Annotated in this window: 16 protein-coding genes; 2 read left to right on the forward strand and 14 right to left on the reverse strand. The window is 69.8% G+C overall.

Annotation, left to right across the window (positions count from 1 at the left end):
- The first annotated feature begins 39 nt into the window (after positions 1 to 39).
- The gene (locus tag ABGB19_RS10240) at positions 40 to 2,643 is read left to right on the forward strand and encodes a LuxR C-terminal-related transcriptional regulator (protein WP_347685793.1); all 2,604 of its coding nucleotides are present in this window, start codon (positions 40 to 42) and stop codon (positions 2,641 to 2,643) included.
- Positions 2,644 to 2,645: 2 nt separating this feature from the next.
- Here ABGB19_RS10240 and ABGB19_RS10245 read toward each other — a convergent pair whose 3' ends face one another.
- The 14 genes from ABGB19_RS10245 to ABGB19_RS10310 form a co-directional block, all read right to left on the reverse strand.
- Entirely contained in the window at positions 2,646 to 4,010 is a 1,365-nt protein-coding gene (locus tag ABGB19_RS10245) for a cytochrome P450 (protein ID WP_347685794.1), read from the reverse strand.
- Between the two features lie 38 nt (positions 4,011 to 4,048).
- The gene (locus ABGB19_RS10250; RefSeq protein ID WP_347685795.1) at positions 4,049 to 4,534 is read right to left on the reverse strand and encodes a pyridoxamine 5'-phosphate oxidase family protein; all 486 of its coding nucleotides are present in this window, start codon (positions 4,532 to 4,534) and stop codon (positions 4,049 to 4,051) included.
- Between the two features lie 9 nt (positions 4,535 to 4,543).
- A complete protein-coding gene (locus ABGB19_RS10255; RefSeq protein ID WP_347685796.1) occupies positions 4,544 to 4,909 on the reverse strand; it encodes a hypothetical protein in 366 nt (121 codons plus the stop codon).
- A 44-nt stretch (positions 4,910 to 4,953) separates the two neighbouring features.
- Complete coding sequence (locus ABGB19_RS10260; protein ID WP_347685797.1) at positions 4,954 to 5,550, reverse strand: helix-turn-helix domain-containing protein; 597 nt, start codon at positions 5,548 to 5,550, stop codon at positions 4,954 to 4,956.
- The gene (locus tag ABGB19_RS10265; RefSeq protein WP_347685798.1) at positions 5,537 to 6,394 is read right to left on the reverse strand and encodes an oxygenase MpaB family protein; all 858 of its coding nucleotides are present in this window, start codon (positions 6,392 to 6,394) and stop codon (positions 5,537 to 5,539) included. Before ABGB19_RS10265 ends, ABGB19_RS10260 begins: the two co-directional genes overlap by 14 nt.
- Positions 6,395 to 6,461: 67 nt before the next feature.
- Positions 6,462 to 6,698 carry a hypothetical protein gene (locus tag ABGB19_RS10270; RefSeq protein ID WP_347685800.1) on the reverse strand — a complete coding sequence of 79 codons (237 nt, stop codon included), beginning with the start codon at positions 6,696 to 6,698 and terminating at the stop codon, positions 6,462 to 6,464.
- Positions 6,695 to 7,186: a DUF3093 domain-containing protein gene (locus ABGB19_RS10275; RefSeq protein ID WP_347685801.1), complete on the reverse strand. Its 492-nt coding sequence runs from the start codon at positions 7,184 to 7,186 to the stop codon at positions 6,695 to 6,697. The genes ABGB19_RS10270 and ABGB19_RS10275 overlap by 4 nt, the downstream gene beginning before the upstream one ends.
- Positions 7,183 to 7,557 carry a hypothetical protein gene (locus ABGB19_RS10280; RefSeq protein WP_347685802.1) on the reverse strand — a complete coding sequence of 125 codons (375 nt, stop codon included), beginning with the start codon at positions 7,555 to 7,557 and terminating at the stop codon, positions 7,183 to 7,185. Before ABGB19_RS10280 ends, ABGB19_RS10275 begins: the two co-directional genes overlap by 4 nt.
- A 12-nt stretch (positions 7,558 to 7,569) precedes the next feature.
- On the reverse strand, positions 7,570 to 7,989 hold the full coding sequence (locus ABGB19_RS10285) for a hypothetical protein (protein WP_347685803.1): 420 nt from the start codon (positions 7,987 to 7,989) through the stop codon (positions 7,570 to 7,572).
- Positions 7,986 to 8,918 (reverse strand): porphobilinogen synthase, encoded by a 933-nt coding sequence (gene hemB, locus ABGB19_RS10290; protein WP_347686223.1) that lies wholly within the window; start codon positions 8,916 to 8,918, stop codon positions 7,986 to 7,988. The genes ABGB19_RS10285 and hemB overlap by 4 nt, the downstream gene beginning before the upstream one ends.
- 65 nt (positions 8,919 to 8,983) lie before the next feature.
- Positions 8,984 to 10,657 (reverse strand): bifunctional uroporphyrinogen-III C-methyltransferase/uroporphyrinogen-III synthase, encoded by a 1,674-nt coding sequence (locus tag ABGB19_RS10295; RefSeq protein WP_347685804.1) that lies wholly within the window; start codon positions 10,655 to 10,657, stop codon positions 8,984 to 8,986.
- Positions 10,658 to 10,679: 22 nt separating this feature from the next.
- Positions 10,680 to 11,612 (reverse strand): hydroxymethylbilane synthase, encoded by a 933-nt coding sequence (hemC, locus tag ABGB19_RS10300; RefSeq protein WP_347685806.1) that lies wholly within the window; start codon positions 11,610 to 11,612, stop codon positions 10,680 to 10,682.
- Between the two features lie 3 nt (positions 11,613 to 11,615).
- A complete protein-coding gene (locus tag ABGB19_RS10305; RefSeq protein WP_347685807.1) occupies positions 11,616 to 12,959 on the reverse strand; it encodes a glutamyl-tRNA reductase in 1,344 nt (447 codons plus the stop codon).
- Between the two features lie 139 nt (positions 12,960 to 13,098).
- On the reverse strand, positions 13,099 to 13,341 hold the full coding sequence (locus ABGB19_RS10310; protein WP_347685808.1) for a glutaredoxin family protein: 243 nt from the start codon (positions 13,339 to 13,341) through the stop codon (positions 13,099 to 13,101).
- A gap of 120 nt (positions 13,342 to 13,461) precedes the next feature.
- Here ABGB19_RS10310 and ABGB19_RS10315 point away from each other — a divergent pair, with 120 nt between their 5' ends.
- A complete protein-coding gene (locus ABGB19_RS10315; protein ID WP_347686224.1) occupies positions 13,462 to 14,343 on the forward strand; it encodes an HAD-IB family hydrolase in 882 nt (293 codons plus the stop codon).
- The last annotated feature ends 54 nt before the right edge of the window (positions 14,344 to 14,397 follow it).

Raw genomic sequence — 14,397 nt, forward strand, 5'->3', positions numbered from 1 at the left:
TTGGCCGTGACCGCAGCCGCTTCCCGATAGACTTCGCCCGTGATCCGCCAGTGGCCTCTGGTCGGGCGAGCCGAGGAGCTGGCGGTGATCGCCGAGGCCGCCCGGGACAGCGCCGGCCACCCCCGCGGCATCGTGTTGTCCGGCTCGGCCGGCGTCGGAAAGACCCGGGTCGCGCGTGAGGCCGTCGCCGGATGCGGAGGGCGACAAGCGCGCCGGCATTGGGTCGTCGGTACCGCCTCGGCCCGCGACGTCCCGCTGGCGGCCTTCGCCGACATCGCCAGCGACTTCGGCCCCGACCCGCTGCGCCGGGTCCGCGAGGTCATCGACGGTCTGATCGGCGACGGACGCGGCGACGTCGTCGTCGGTGTCGACGACGCCCACCTCCTCGACGACCTGTCCGCGTTCACCGTGCACCAGCTCGTCACCCGCGGACTGGCCACCGTCATCGTGACCATCCGCTCCGGCGAATCGCCCCCCGATGCGATCACCGCGATCTGGAAGGACCACCACCTGCACCGTCTCGAACTGCAGCCCCTGTCGTTGGACGAGACCACGGGCCTGGTCGAACTTGTTCTCGACGGCCCCGTGGACTCCGCCAGTGCTCGGCGGCTGTGGCAGTACACCCAAGGCAATGCGCTGTATCTGCGTCACCTGCTGGACAACGAAATCGACGCAGGCCGGATGGCCCAGCGCTCGGGAATCTGGCTCTGGGAGGGCCACCCTCAGCTCTCCTCCACGCTGGCCGACCTCCTCGGAGCGCGGATCGCCGGAATGCCCAGCGCGGTCGGCGATGTACTCGACGCCCTGGTGGTGGCCGAGCCATTGGACACCGACGTATTGACGGCGGTCACCAGCGCCGACGCGGTGGCCGAGGCCGAAGCACTGAATCTCATCAGCGTCGATCTCCACGTGGAGCCCGCGAGCGTGCGACTCGCTCACCCGATGCTCGGTGAGATCCGCCGCACCGGCTCGCTACGTCTGCGGCGGCTCCGCGGGCGCATCGCCACCGAACTGGCCCGTAAAGATGTCGCCGATCCGCGAGATCTGGTGCACCGCGCAGTGCTGAGCTTCGAGTCGGATCTGGCACCCGACCCGCAACAGCTCCTCGCCGGCGCGTCAGCGGCCATGCAGCTCTCGGATCTGAGGCTCGCGGAGACCCTGGCCGAACACGCCGTGGTTGCCGGCGGCGGCCTGCCGGCGAAGATCGTGCACGCGATGACGATCACCTGGCAAGAGCGCGGCGCAGCGGCGGAAACCGCGTTGGCCGAGCTCGCCGGCCAGACATCCGGAGCGCTGCGCGGGCAGATTGCGGTGCTGCGCGCCCTGAACTTCACGGTCGCACTGGGTCGCCCGGCCAGCGCCGAACGCGAACTCGAGTTGCTGCCGGCGGACGATGAGGCCACCGGTGCGATGGCCACCGCCGTCCGGGCGCTGATGCAGTTGGTGCGCGGGCACTCCACGGCCGCGGTCGAATTGGCCGACGGCGCGGGGGACAGCGCCTCCGCGAACGATCTCGCGAACATCCTCCTGGTCTGGGCACGGGTCGCCGGACTCGGCGACCTCGGGCGCATCGACGAGCTCGAGCCCGCGGTAGCCAGCGGCAATGCGGTGGCCGATCGCTCCCCGGAGGCGTCGCACCTGCGGCTCCCGCTGGCGTTCCTGCACGCGTACGGCTACCGGCTCGCAGGTGCGCTGGGACCTCAGGACGCCGTGATCGCCCGGGTCCGGCGCGACACGGTCGACGTCCCCTTCGAGGACTCCTGGCACAGCTTGTTCGTCGGTATGTCGGCGATGAGCCGCGGGGCGCTCGACGATGCGCTGCAGTCGTTGCGGGAAGCCGTCGCGTACCTGGCGATCAGCGAAAGCGGACGTCTGGTGAAGTCATTCGGGCGGTCGTGGCTGGCGGCCGTGGCGGCCATGGCCGGACGGGCGGCCGAGGCGCGCCGAGAGTTCGAGGCCATCGAGTGGTGGGCCCAGGACCCCGACGCCTGCATGGTGGACGGGGAGAAGGCCATCACAGAAGGGTGGGTGTGTGCCGCCGAAGGTGCTGTGTCGCAGGCAATTTCGATCACCCGCCAGGCGGCGGCCAACGAAGCCGATCGCGGCCGACCGTCCTGGGAAGTCATGCTCCTGCAGACTGCGACACAGTTCGGTGACCACACCACCGCCGCACGGCTGAACGAGTTGGCCGGCCGGGTCCAGGGCCCCCGCCCACCCGCCGCCGCAGCTCATGCCGCAGGACTGGCCGCCGGGAACGGCGATGCACTACTTGACGCGTCCCGCCGATACGAGGCCTTCGGCGACCGCCTCGCCGCCGCCGATGCCGCCGCCCAGGCGGTCGTCGCCTACCGCAGAGTGGGGCTGCGTGGAGCGGCCTTGAACGCTGCCGCCACCGCGCAGAACCTGGCGACCGAGTGCCACGGCGCCAATACGCCGGCCTTGCGTGCCGCGGAGACGTCGCAACCCTTCACCGCCCGTCAGCGCGAGATCATATCGCTTGCGGCCCAAGGACTTTCGAACAAGGAGATCGCCGACCGGCTCACCATGTCCATCCGCTCCATCGAAGGACACCTGTTCCGCGCGTCCCAGCGCGTCGGCGCCAACAGCCGCGACCAGTTGATCTCCATTCTGCGAGGGTCGTGAGGTCAGCCCCGCGATCGCGGTCGAAGCCGGGCCCGGATCGGCCCCTTGGCTACCGTGGTGAACGGCACGTCGCACTCGAAGGTCTCGTCGGCCGAGCGGACTTCCATCGCCCTGATGATGGTGGCCAGCGCCAGCGTCGTCTCCAGCCGCGCGAAGTGCTCGCCGATACACGGCCGACCGCCGCCGAGGAACGGCAGGAACTGCCAGCGGTTGCGGTTCTTGACGTTCGCCGGGCTGAAGCGGTCGGGGTCGAACTTCATCGGGTCGGGCCACAACGCCGGATCGTGGTGCAGCCCATAGAGTCCCACCGCCACCAGGGTGCCCGCCTCGATCCGGTAGCCGTCGACCGCGATGTCGCGGGTGGCCAGCCGGGCGACACCGGCGGCCGGTGGGCACAGCCGCAGCGCCTCGTGCAGCACCTGCACGGTGTACCCGAGCTGCGGCACGTCGTCGGGCGTCAGCTCGCGGTCACCGATCGCGGCGGCCTCGGCCGCGACACGCGTCTGGATGTCCGGGTGGTGTCCGAGCACCCACAGCGAGTAGGTGAGCGCGGTCGCGGTGGTGTCGTGCCCGGCGAGCATGAAGATCAACAGGTCGTTGGAGATGTCCTCATCGGAGATCGGGAGCCCCGTCTCGGGGTCGGTGGCCGCGATCAGCGCCTGCACCAGCGGTGCGTCACGCTCCGGGTCGTCGCGGCAGGCGCGCACCATCTCGTCGGTGATCTTCTTCATCGCCGCGACCGCGGCCCGCGCCCGGCGCCGCGCCGGAGTCGGCAGCCATCGCGGCGCCCGCATCGGCCGCAGCGCGCGGTCGGCGGTGTAGGACGACGCCACGTGCATGCATGTGGCGATGGTGTCGGCGCGCTCGTTGAGATCGACGCCGAGGACCGACCGGCCCAGTGACTGCATCGCGACCCGGCGGCATTCCATATCGAGGTCGACGTCGCCGCCGTCGGGCCAGCGATCGACGAAGGCCTGCGCCGCGCGCGACATGTGCCCGCCGAAGTTGCGGACGTTGTACTTGGTGAACACCGGTTGCAGGGCGCGTTTGCGGGGCCGCCACTGTTCGTTGGGCAGTACGAACAGGCTGTCGCCCGCCATGTTGCGGACTTCGTCGTGGTAGACGCACCGCTCAGAGGAGGCATCGGAGCGGCCCAGCACGTCGCGCATGCCGTTGGGCGACATCACCGCAACCAGCGGCGGGATCAACCTCTTCGGCCCGAACTGGATGCGGGTGATGGGCCCGCCGGCGTCGCGGATCACCTCCTGGCCGGTGTCGAGCCTGCGCACCAACTTGACCAGCTGCCAGACCGGCAGCGGGTTCCTCGGCGCCAACGGCAGCGTCCGGACGTCGACCGTGGTGGTCATGGCATCGATCATCACTCAGTCGCCGACCCCGGAACAAGTCATGTCTTGGACCAAGTCAGGGGCGCCCCTTCGCCTTTCGTCATCACGGTGCCGGGCATGACCCGGATCCGGTAGGGACTCAGCCGCCATACCGCGAACTGATCGGACGTCGGTCCGTCCTTCCACATCGGAATGATGCGCGGATCGTAGCCCACGGGTTGCGGAGCGTTGGCGAACTTGTCCCACACCGCCGTTCGTGTCTCGTCGTCGAGGTACCACTCGACGAGGCACTCGGCACTGCAGGTGTCGTGGGTGGTGGTCCAGTAGCTCACCGACACCTCGGCGTGGGCGGCCAGGTGGCTCTTCTTCAGCGGCGTGGGGACCGTGGCGATCCAGCCGAACAGGTCGGTGCCGTCCCACTCCCAGATGGGGTGCAGGATGCGGGTGCGCGGACGGCCGTTGGCGTCGACGGTGGCCACCGAGGACCACACGATGGAGTGGGCCATCTCGACGAATACCGGCGCGATCTGTTCCAGTGAGGTCACGCCGGAACTTTACGCGGGGTTGCTCGCCTCGTCGCTCGACTCGGCGCTCTTCGACCCACCCGACTCGCCGCTCTTCGAATCGCTGAACTTGGGGTTGCCGTCGTCGTCGATCCAGTCGTGGACCGCCGTCCCGGCCACCGCGCCGCCGGTGCCGGGCATCTTGATCGCCGGCCGCTCCTCCTCGTAGGACTTGTGCATCTCTTTGGCCTTTTCCCGATGCTCGTCGGTGATCTCGGGCTTCTCGGTCGGCTCTGGCGTCTCCGGCTCGCTGGTGACCTGATGGTGCTCGTCGGTTTCCGGTTCGGCTTTGCGCTGTTCTTCGGTCAGCTTCTCGTCGGCCTGGTTCTCGCTGGCCTGGTTCTCGTCGGTGCTCATGGATAAGAACTGCCCAGGGGTGTGATTTGTCAAACAGAGCGTGGCTAACCAGTGGGAACCGCCCGCAACGCCGCGGGCAGACTGGGCAGGAAGTGCATCCTCGCGAACGCCCGGATGTCGTCGGCGCTCTCCAGGGGCTGTGTACTCGGCAACAGCAGCACCATGGCCGCGTAGCGAAGGATCGTGTCGGCGAGTTCGGTGACCGCCTGCTCGCCGATCCGCTCGGCGAAGCCGTCGGGGAAGATGTCGTGCAGCGCCTCGGCCATCCGGGCGATCGCCGCGTCGTAGTGGTGGCGGGCCAATTCGAGAAGCAGCGCCGGCTCGTCGGACATCATCCGGTACAGCACGCGGTGACGGCGGAACTTCAGGATCGACAGCGTGAACGCCTCGACGTAGTAGTTCGACTGTGGCCCAGCGCGTTTGACCTCGTCGGCGATGTCGGCGAACAACGCGGTGTTCTCCCGTTCGATCACCGCCGCCACCAACTCGTCGCGGTTGGCGAACCGCCGGTAGATCGTGGTCCGGCTGACCCCCGCACGACGCGCGACGTCGTCGAGCGCCACGCGGCGAAAGCCGTGCCGCTCGAATTCGATGACGGCAGCGTCCAGGATCGCTTGCATGGCGGTGTCAGGCGCGGGCATAGCCCTCTTGCGCATAGCCGTTGTAGCGCACCCGCATCGGCAGCTGGTCCCAGATCCAGTTCACCGGCCGCGACCGCCAGAACGCCGCGAACCGCTGATATCGCCGCTCCTGGCGCTCACTCCACGGCAGACCGAGGAGGTCACGGGCGCGCGGGGGCAGCCCGCCGGTGGTCAGGAACGCCGCCAGCGGGTTGAACACGGGCGCGATCAGCCGCCACGCCCATCCGGGCACGCCCTTGGGGCACGGGAAGCCCTTGGTGACGTAGCCGACGCCGTACCTGGCGGTGGGGTGGTCGACGACGATCTCGTCGAGCATCCGGTCCCAGTAGCGCTCGAAGTCGTCGTAGGTGGCCGGCATCGGGCGATCGCTCACCCCGTAGCGGCGGTACCACGTCTTCGATTCGAGGTAGATCTGCTCCTTCTCCTGGCGGCTCAACCGCTTGACGAAGGTGTCGGCGAAGTACAGCACCTGCTCGACGAAGGTGGCGTGGGCCCAGAAGTAGGTGTCCGGATCGAGCGCGTGGTAACGCTTGCCGTCAGGCATCTCGCCTTTTATGCCGGTGTGGAAGTCGCGCACCTGCGTGCCGGCGTTCTCGTCGTCGGGACCGTAGACGGTGTTGAAGATCGGCGGCAGGGAGCGCTTGATGCGTGCCGAGGTGTCGGCGAAGAAGACCGAGTGGTCGAGCACTCCCTGACCGAGCTCGGCGAGCATGTTCTGCAGCACTGCGGGCCGTGGCCCGATCAGGTACATGCGGTTGTCCCCGAAGTAGCGCCAGACCAGCGATTGCGGCCCCAGCGGTCGCGCGTCGTCGAGGTGCCCGGCTTTCTCCACCAACTCGGTCATGCGACACAGTGTTACAAATTTTGCACTTTGTACCAACCGGTTGTGAGCAGCCTCACGGGGGAGGGAGTCAGCGACGGCGGAGCCGCGCGACGCCGAGCACCGCCAGCACCCCGGCAAGCGTGGCCAGCAACAGCGTCAACCCGATCAGCGACGCGCTGTACTGCACCGACGTTGTGGGCGGTTCGCCGTCCAGCGCAGGTGGCACCAGGACCGTCGTGCTGGCCGCCAGCCAGGCCAGCACACAGCCGACAGCGGCGGCGACGGCGGCCAGCACCTCGATCACCGCCCACGAGCGAGAACTCACGAGGCCTGTTCCGGCGGGATGCGCTCCTCGACGAGTTGGGTCAGCATCGCCCGCAACTGGTGGTGCTTGCGCGCCCAGGCCTGCGCGGAACGGTCGTTGATCAGTTTCAGGCCGATGCCGGTGCGGCCGCGCGGCACACCCACGAGTTCACCGAGTGCACGGGCCGACTGCCATTTCGGCTCCTCCTTGCCGGTGGCCTCCGGGTAGATGCGCACGATGTCGTCGGTGCGGATGCGCTCGGTGCCCTGGCGCAGGTATTCGGGCGTCAACTCGACGGAGGTGTGGATCCGCGCCGCCTTGACCTGGATGGCGATGAAGCCCGACACCAGGACCAGGAAGATGCCCGGCACCATCCACTGGATCCCGTACCCCGCGGACGCCTGGATCAACGCCATGGCCACCGCCGACGCGGGGCCGGCGGCCAACCACAGCCAGCTCGCGCCCTGCTCGTAGAACAGCACCGGCGGCGAAGCGGCGTCGTCGGTCACTGCGCCTCCTGTTGTTTGGCCGCGGCCGGCCGAGTGATCAGGACGGCGCCCGCGAGCAACGGGAAGACGGCCAGCAGCGTGACGAGGTGCACCACCCCGGACGCCGACACCAGCGCCACGAACACCACGATGGCCAGCGACAGCGCGACGGCGGCGCGGCGGAACCGGGCGTCACCGCCGGTGCGGACCCGACCGGCGAGGAACGCCATCGCCCCACCGGCGAGGACCGTCAACACGCCGGTCGCGCGGTAGGGCATCGGCAGGTCCACCGAGGCCGCGATCAACCCACCCACCATCGCCATCACCGCGGCGACCACCCAGCACCAGAACGCGGCGGTGACGACACGCGGTCGCGGCGGTGGGGCGGTCATGGTCGGGCCAGCCTAACGCGTGAAGTAGGCGTGAGCGTCTTTGCGGTGCAGCAGGTACGCGCCCCCGACGATCAGCACCGAACCCAGGATCGCGGTGACCGCATAGATGACTGCCGCACCCGCCGGCCGCTCGACGCTGAACAGGTTGCTCGCCACGTACACCACCGACGCCAGCCCGCCACCGGTCAACACCGTCCGCGCCCACCGGTAGCCGTGCCGCATCAGCACCGCGAAGGTCACCACGACGGCGGCCAGCACCACGACGAACACCACCGACGCCGCCAGCAGCGGACCGGGCAGGCCGGGCTCGCGCGTGACCACCACATCGACGAGGTGCCCGGTCACCATCAGCGGCAGCGCCACCACCCACAGCCAGAACCCGGTGTCGACGTCCTCTGGCCGGGCGCCGGGCCGCTCCGGTTCCGGTGTCACGCCAGCCAGCCGGCGACGTCGGCCGCCCAGTACGTCAGCACGATGTCGGCGCCGGCGCGCCGGATACCGGTCAGCGTCTCCAGTGCGACGGTGCGCAGGTCGATCCAGCCGTTGGCCGCCGCTGCGCTGATCATCGAGTACTCGCCGGAGACCTGATAGGCCGCCACCGGGACGGGCGAGATGTCGGCCGCGGCGCGCACGATGTCGAGGTAGCCCATCGCGGGCTTGACCATGACGATGTCGGCGCCCTCGTCGATGTCGAGTTCGACCTCGTGCACCGCCTCGCGCGCATTGCCCGGATCCTGTTGATAGGTACGCCGATCGCCGCGCAGGCTGGAGGCCACCGCCTCGCGGAACGGGCCGTAGAAGCCGGACGCGAACTTGGCCGCATAGGCCAGGATCACCGTGTCGGTGTGACCCGCGGCGTCCAGGCCGTCGCGGATCGCCGCGACCTGACCGTCCATCATCCCGCTCGGGCTCACCACGTGTGCACCCGAATCCGCCTGTGCGACAGCCAGTTCGATGTAGCGCTTGTTGGTCAGGTCATTGTCGACCCGGCCCGACCCGTCAACGATTCCGCAGTGACCGTGGTCGGTGAACTCGTCGAGGCAGGTATCGGCCATCAGCACCGTGTCGTCGCCGAGGTCTGCCGCCAGCTTGCGCAGCGCGACGTTGAGCACGCCGTCCTCGGCCACGCCGATCGACCCGGTGGCGTCCTTGTCCTCGTCACACGGCACGCCGAACAGCATCAGCCCGCCGACACCGGCCGCGACCGCGTCGGCCGCGGCACGGCGCAGCGATTCGTGGGTGTGCTGCACGACGCCGGGCATCGAGGCGATCTCGCGCGGCTCGTCGATACCGTCGGCGACGAACATCGGCAGCACCAGATGCCGCGGCTCCAAAGAGGTCTGCGCGACGAGCCGGCGCATCGCCGGCGTCGATCGCAGCCGGCGTGGGCGGTGTCTTGGAAAGGACACAGCAGGGCCACCTTTTCCTAGCGGCGGCGGCTCTTCTTGCGCGGCGGCGGCAGCGCGCCTTCGGCCCGCAGCCGGGCGGCGTGCTCGGCGAGCGCCTCCACCAGCGGTCCCACCGCGGCCACCTCGGGCTGCACGTCCACCCTCAGCCCGAATTCCGCTGCGGTTTCCGCGGTTTTCGGCCCGATGCACGCGACGATGGTCCGCGCATGCGGCTTGCCCGCGATGCCGACCAGGTTGCGCACCGTCGAGCTCGAGGTGAAGCAGACCGCGTCGAAGCCGCCGGTCTTGATCATCTCGCGGGTGCGCGCGGGCGGCGGCGCGGCGCGCACCGTTCGGTAGGCCGTGACGTCCTCGATCTCCCAACCGCGCTCGCGCAGGCCCTCGGCCAGCGTCTCGGTCGCGATGTCCGCGCGCGGCAGCAGCACCCGGTTCACCGGGTCGAAAACGTCGTCGTAGGGCGGGAACTCATCAAGCAGGCCCAGCGAGGACTGCTCACCGCTGGGCACCAGTTCGGGGTTGATCCCGAACGCCCGCACCCGGTCGGCGGTGGCCTGGCCCACGCACGCGATCTTCACACCGGAGAAGGCCCGCGCGTCCAGACCGAACTCGTTGAACTTCTCCCACACCGCGCGTACCGCGTTGGTGGAGGTGAACACCACCCACTGGAAGCGGCCGTCCACCAGACCCTTGACCGCGCGTTCCATCTGCGCGGGGCTGCGCGGCGGCTCGACGGCGATGGTCGGCACCTCGATCGGCGATGCGCCGTGCGACACCAGCTTTTCGCTCATCTCGCCGGCCTGGTCCTTGGTGCGCGGCACCAGCACGGTCCAGCCGTAGAGGGCGCGGCTCTCCCACCAGTTCAGCTTGGCGCGGTTGGCGACGGTCTTGCCGATCGTCACGACCAGGGGACCGGCCAACGGACTGGCCGGTTCGGCACCGGCCGGCTTGTCCAGCACGGCTTTGTCGAGCAGTCCGGCCAGCGTCGTCTCGACCGAACGCTGTTGGCACGTCGTGCCGTTCGCGGTCACCACGACGGGCGTGGTGTCGGTGAGCCCGTACTCGATCAGCGTGCGCGCCGCCTCGGGCAGATGCGTGGCGGTGGCGTGCAGGATCAGCGGGCCGGGCGCAGCGGCCAAAGCGGCCCAGTCCACGTGGGGGTCGCGGACGTCGGCCACGGTGTGCGCCGAACCCAGCGGCAGGCCGGCGTACGTCGGGACCGCGGTGGTGTCGGGCAGCCCCGGCACGAGTTCGAAATTCAGATGCGTCTTCGCCACCGCGGTCACCTCGGTGATCACCGCGTCGACCGACAGCGGGTCACCGGCCACCAGCCGGACCACGTCCACACCGGTGCGCGCCTCGGTCGCCAGCGTTTTGGCCACCTCGGCGGGATCGCCGACCGCGGACCGGATGTCGGGTCCCCCCGGGATGGCGGGAGCCGGGTTCTCGGTCGCGTCACCATCGTTCGGCGTGGCCGCGTCCGCCGGCTCGGGGCCGGACGGCGGCGGCAGTTCGCAGCCGACCAGGTTGAGCACCGCCTCGGGCACGTCGGGGTCGGTGAACACCAGGGCGGCGTTGGCGAGCACGGTGCGGGCCCGTGTCGTCAGCAGGCCGGGGTCCCCCGGACCCGAGCCGACGAAGGTGATGCGGCCCGGCTTCGGCTTGCGCCCACGCCCGCCTGCTTGCCCAGTCATGTCTGTCACTCCGCTCTACAGCTCAGTTGGGTTCCGCCATGAGCTCGCGCGCCCCGAGGTCGAACAACTCCTCGGCCACCGAGAGCCCCAACTCCCGGGCCCGGCCGGGAGTCCCGACTCCGGACGCGCGGATCACATCGGATCCGTCCAGCGTCGCCACGCAGCCGCGCAGCGACACCTCTTCGAAGACGTTGCCGTCCTCATCGATGGACTCGACCACCTCGGCGATCGCACCCACCGGTGCGGAGCAACCCGCCTCCAGTCGGGCGAGCAGGGCACGCTCAGCGGTGACTGCGGCGCGCGTGTCGGCGTCGTCCAACTCCGCCAGCAGCGCGGCGAGCCCGGTGTCGCCTGCGCGGCACTCGACCGCGAGCGCACCTTGAGCCGGCGCTGGCAACATCTGCACCGGCTCGAGAGTCTCGGTGACATCTGCCAGCCGCCCGATCCGGGCCAGTCCCGCCCGTGCGACCACGATGCCGTCGAGATCACCGTTGCTTACCCTGTTCAACCTGGTATCAAGGTTGCCTCGTAGGGGGCGGATTTCCAAACCGAGACCCAGTGCTCTAAGCTGCGCGGCCCGTCGCGGGCTCGACGTGCCGATCACCGAGCCTGCCGGCAACTCCCCGAGCACCAGGCCGTCGCGGGCCACCAGGGCGTCCCGGGGGTCTTCGCGCGGGGGTATGGCGGCGATGGCGAAGCGCGGGTCGGCGGCCGTCGGCAAATCCTTGTAGGAGTGCACGGCCATGTCAACGCGGCCGTCGTCGATCGCCTCCCGCAGCGCTGCGGTGAAGACACCCACGCCGATGTCGGCGATCGGCGCGTCGGAGCGGTCGCCCTCGGTGGAGACGATGACGAGCTCGGCGGGGTGCCCGTTGGCGGCGAGGGCATCTCTGATGACACCGGCCTGGGTGGTGGCCAACAGGCTGCCCCGGGTGCCTATCCGGATTACAGTCAAGCGCTACTCGGTTTTGTCGAGATCGGTTGTGAACAGCGGCAATTCGGGTCCAGCAACGGCATCGACGGCCTGCTGGTCGAGTTCGAACAGCTCGCGCAGCGCTTCGGCGTAGCTGTCCCCGCCGGGCGCGCTGGCCAGTTGTTTGACCCGCACGGTCGGGGCGTGCAGCAGCTTGTCGACCACCCGGCGCACGGTCTTGGCGACCTCGTCACGGTGGGCGGCGTCCAGGCCCGGTAGCCGGTTGTCGAGCCGCAGAAGCTCGGCCTCGACCACGTCGGCGGCGCGCTGCCGCAAAGCGGTGACGGTCGGAGTGACCTCGGCCATCCGCTGTCCGGCCAGGTAATTGGCGACCTCGGCGGCGACGATCGCGCGCGCGGCTTCGGCGTCCGAGGCGGCCGCGCGGGCCGACGGCTCCCGCTGGATGCGGTCCATGTCGATGACGTGCACACCGGGCAGACCCGCCACGGCGGGGTCGACGTCGCGGGGCATGCCGAGGTCGCAGAACACCAGCTGCTTGGGCTCCATGCCATGGGCCAGCCCGCGGTGCACGTCGGCCAGCGAGACGACCGGCCGCACCGCACCCGTGCAGCAGACGACCACGTCGGCGTCGGTCAGCAGCGGCGGCAGGTGGTCGAACGGGAACGCGTCGGACTCGATGCCGAGCTCGCGGATGTTGTGCGCGAGCCGCTTGGCGCGCGGCTGCGTTCGGTTCACGACGTGGATGCGCTCGACTCCGGCGCGGGCGAGGTGTTTGGCGGCCAGCGAGCCCATCGACCCCGCGCCGATCACCACCGCGCTGCGTCCGGTGAGCGAGTCCAGCCTGGTCTCGGCCATCCCGAGGGCCACCGACACCACCGACGCGCCCGCGGCGTCGATCCCGGTCTCGGAGTGCACCCGCTTGCCCACCGACAGCGCCCGCTGCGACAGTTCGTGCAGGGTGCGGCCGACGGTGTGGTTGGTCTCGGCGGTCGAGTAGGCCCGGCGCACCTGGCCGAGTACCTGCTGTTCGCCGATGACCGCGGAGTCGAGTCCGGAGGCGACGGCGAACAGGTGCTCGACGGCGGCCTCGGCGTAGCGCACGTAGGCGTACTTGGTGAGGTCGTGAAGGCCCATGCCGGAGTGCTCGGAAAGCACCTGGCCGATGACCGACAACCCGCCGTGGAACGCCTCGACGACGGCGTAGACCTCAACGCGGTTACAGGTGGACAGCACCATCGCCTCGGTGACGAGCGAGGATCGCAGCACTTCCTCGACGATCTTGGCCTGATCGGATTCGTCGGTGGACAGTTGCTCCAGCACCGACACCGGCGCGCTGCGGTGCGAAACCCCGAAAAGCAACACGCTCACGGCTTCATCACCACGACATCCACGGTAGTCGGTGACCAGTTAGGCCACCAAATTCACCAGAATTTTCCGCGAAACTGCATTCCTGCAGCAAAAGACCGAGAGCAGGCCTGCTGGAATGCCATTTCGCGGCGAGGCGGCATCACGTCGTCAGGTCGGCGCGCAGCCGGGGCTCGTCGACCTCCCAGTAGCTGTGCTCGGCGCCGTCGAGCAGCACCACCGGCAGCCGGTCGCCGAATTCGGCCCGCAGCGCCGAATCGCCCGCCGCCGCGGCCGCGTCCACGTCGGTGACCGTCAGCACAAAGCCCAGTTCATCGGCCAGCCGGGCAAGCTGATCGGCCGCGCGCACGCAGATCGAGCAGCCATCGCGCGTCAGCAACTCCACCCGGGGTCGATTCCCCGGTCGTCCCGCTCCTGCCCGCCGGTGCTCCACCCCGCAAGTATCCCGCCACCGTGACTTAGGGTTGACTGCGTGTCCGAGCCCGGTCGCGTCGAGGGTGAGCAGTTGGCGGGCCCCACCACCGCTGCCGAGCAGCAGCGTGCCGGTGAAGCGAGTGCCGAGCAGGCCGTCGCGGGCCTGCTCGAGACGAGCAGTACCCCGCCGCCCCCGCCGCCGGACCTCACCGCGGCCGCGTTCTTCGACGTCGACAACACCCTGGTGCACGGCTCGTCGCTGATCCACTTCGCGCGCGGTCTGGCCGCGCGCAAGTACTTCACCTACGGCGACATCGCGAAGTTCGTCTACGCCCAGGCCAAGTTCCAGCTGACCGGCCGGGAGAACAGCGACGACGTGGCGGCGGGCAGGCGCAAGGCGCTTGCCTTCATCGAAGGCCGGTCGACCGCCGAGCTGATGGCCGTCGGCGAGGAGATCTACGACGAGATCATCGCCGACAAGATCTGGCCCGGCACCCGCGCGCTGGCGCAGATGCACCTCGACGCCGGCCAGCAGGTGTGGCTGGTGACCGCGACGCCCTACGAACTGGCCGCGACCATCGCCAAGCGGCTGGGCCTGACCGGCGCCCTGGGCACCGTGGCCGAATCCGTCGACGGCGTGTTCACCGGCCGGCTGGTCGGCGACATCCTGCACGGCTCGGGCAAGGCACATGCGGTGCGCTCACTGGCCATCCGCGAGGGGCTGAACCTGCGCCGCTGCACGGCCTACTCCGACAGCTTCAACGATGTCCCGATGCTGTCGCTGGTGGGCACCGCGGTGGCGATCAATCCGGACGCCGACCTGCGCGATCTGGCCCGCGAGCGCGGCTGGGAGATCCGCGATTTCCGCACCGCGCGCAAGGCCGCCCGCATCGGGGTGCCGTCGGCGCTGGCGCTCGGCGCGGCCGGCGGGGCGCTGGCCGCGATCGTGTCGCGCCGGCAGGACGGCGGTTAGCCGGGCCGGCGGGGATGCGCTGATAGGCTCGCGCCGCCGACACCGAGCAGAACC

Source organism: Mycobacterium sp. B14F4 (assembly GCF_039871645.1).
Lineage (GTDB): Bacteria > Actinomycetota > Actinomycetes > Mycobacteriales > Mycobacteriaceae > Mycobacterium.

What these genes read in the sequence shown, in the direction of transcription:
- hemB (WP_347686223.1), bottom strand. Translation starts at nt 8,918, where the DNA reads ATGCGCCGGCTCGTCGCGCAGACCTCTTTGGAGCCGCGGCATCTGGTG.
- ABGB19_RS10295 (WP_347685804.1), bottom strand. Translation starts at nt 10,657, where the DNA reads ATGACTGGGCAAGCAGGCGGGCGTGGGCGCAAGCCGAAGCCGGGCCGC.
- ABGB19_RS10260 (WP_347685797.1), bottom strand. Translation starts at nt 5,550, where the DNA reads ATGCCCGCGCCTGACACCGCCATGCAAGCGATCCTGGACGCTGCCGTC.
- ABGB19_RS10245 (WP_347685794.1), bottom strand. Translation starts at nt 4,010, where the DNA reads ATGACCACCACGGTCGACGTCCGGACGCTGCCGTTGGCGCCGAGGAAC.
- ABGB19_RS10265 (WP_347685798.1), bottom strand. Translation starts at nt 6,394, where the DNA reads ATGACCGAGTTGGTGGAGAAAGCCGGGCACCTCGACGACGCGCGACCG.
- ABGB19_RS10280 (WP_347685802.1), bottom strand. Translation starts at nt 7,557, where the DNA reads ATGACCGCCCCACCGCCGCGACCGCGTGTCGTCACCGCCGCGTTCTGG.
- ABGB19_RS10255 (WP_347685796.1), bottom strand. Translation starts at nt 4,909, where the DNA reads ATGAGCACCGACGAGAACCAGGCCAGCGAGAACCAGGCCGACGAGAAG.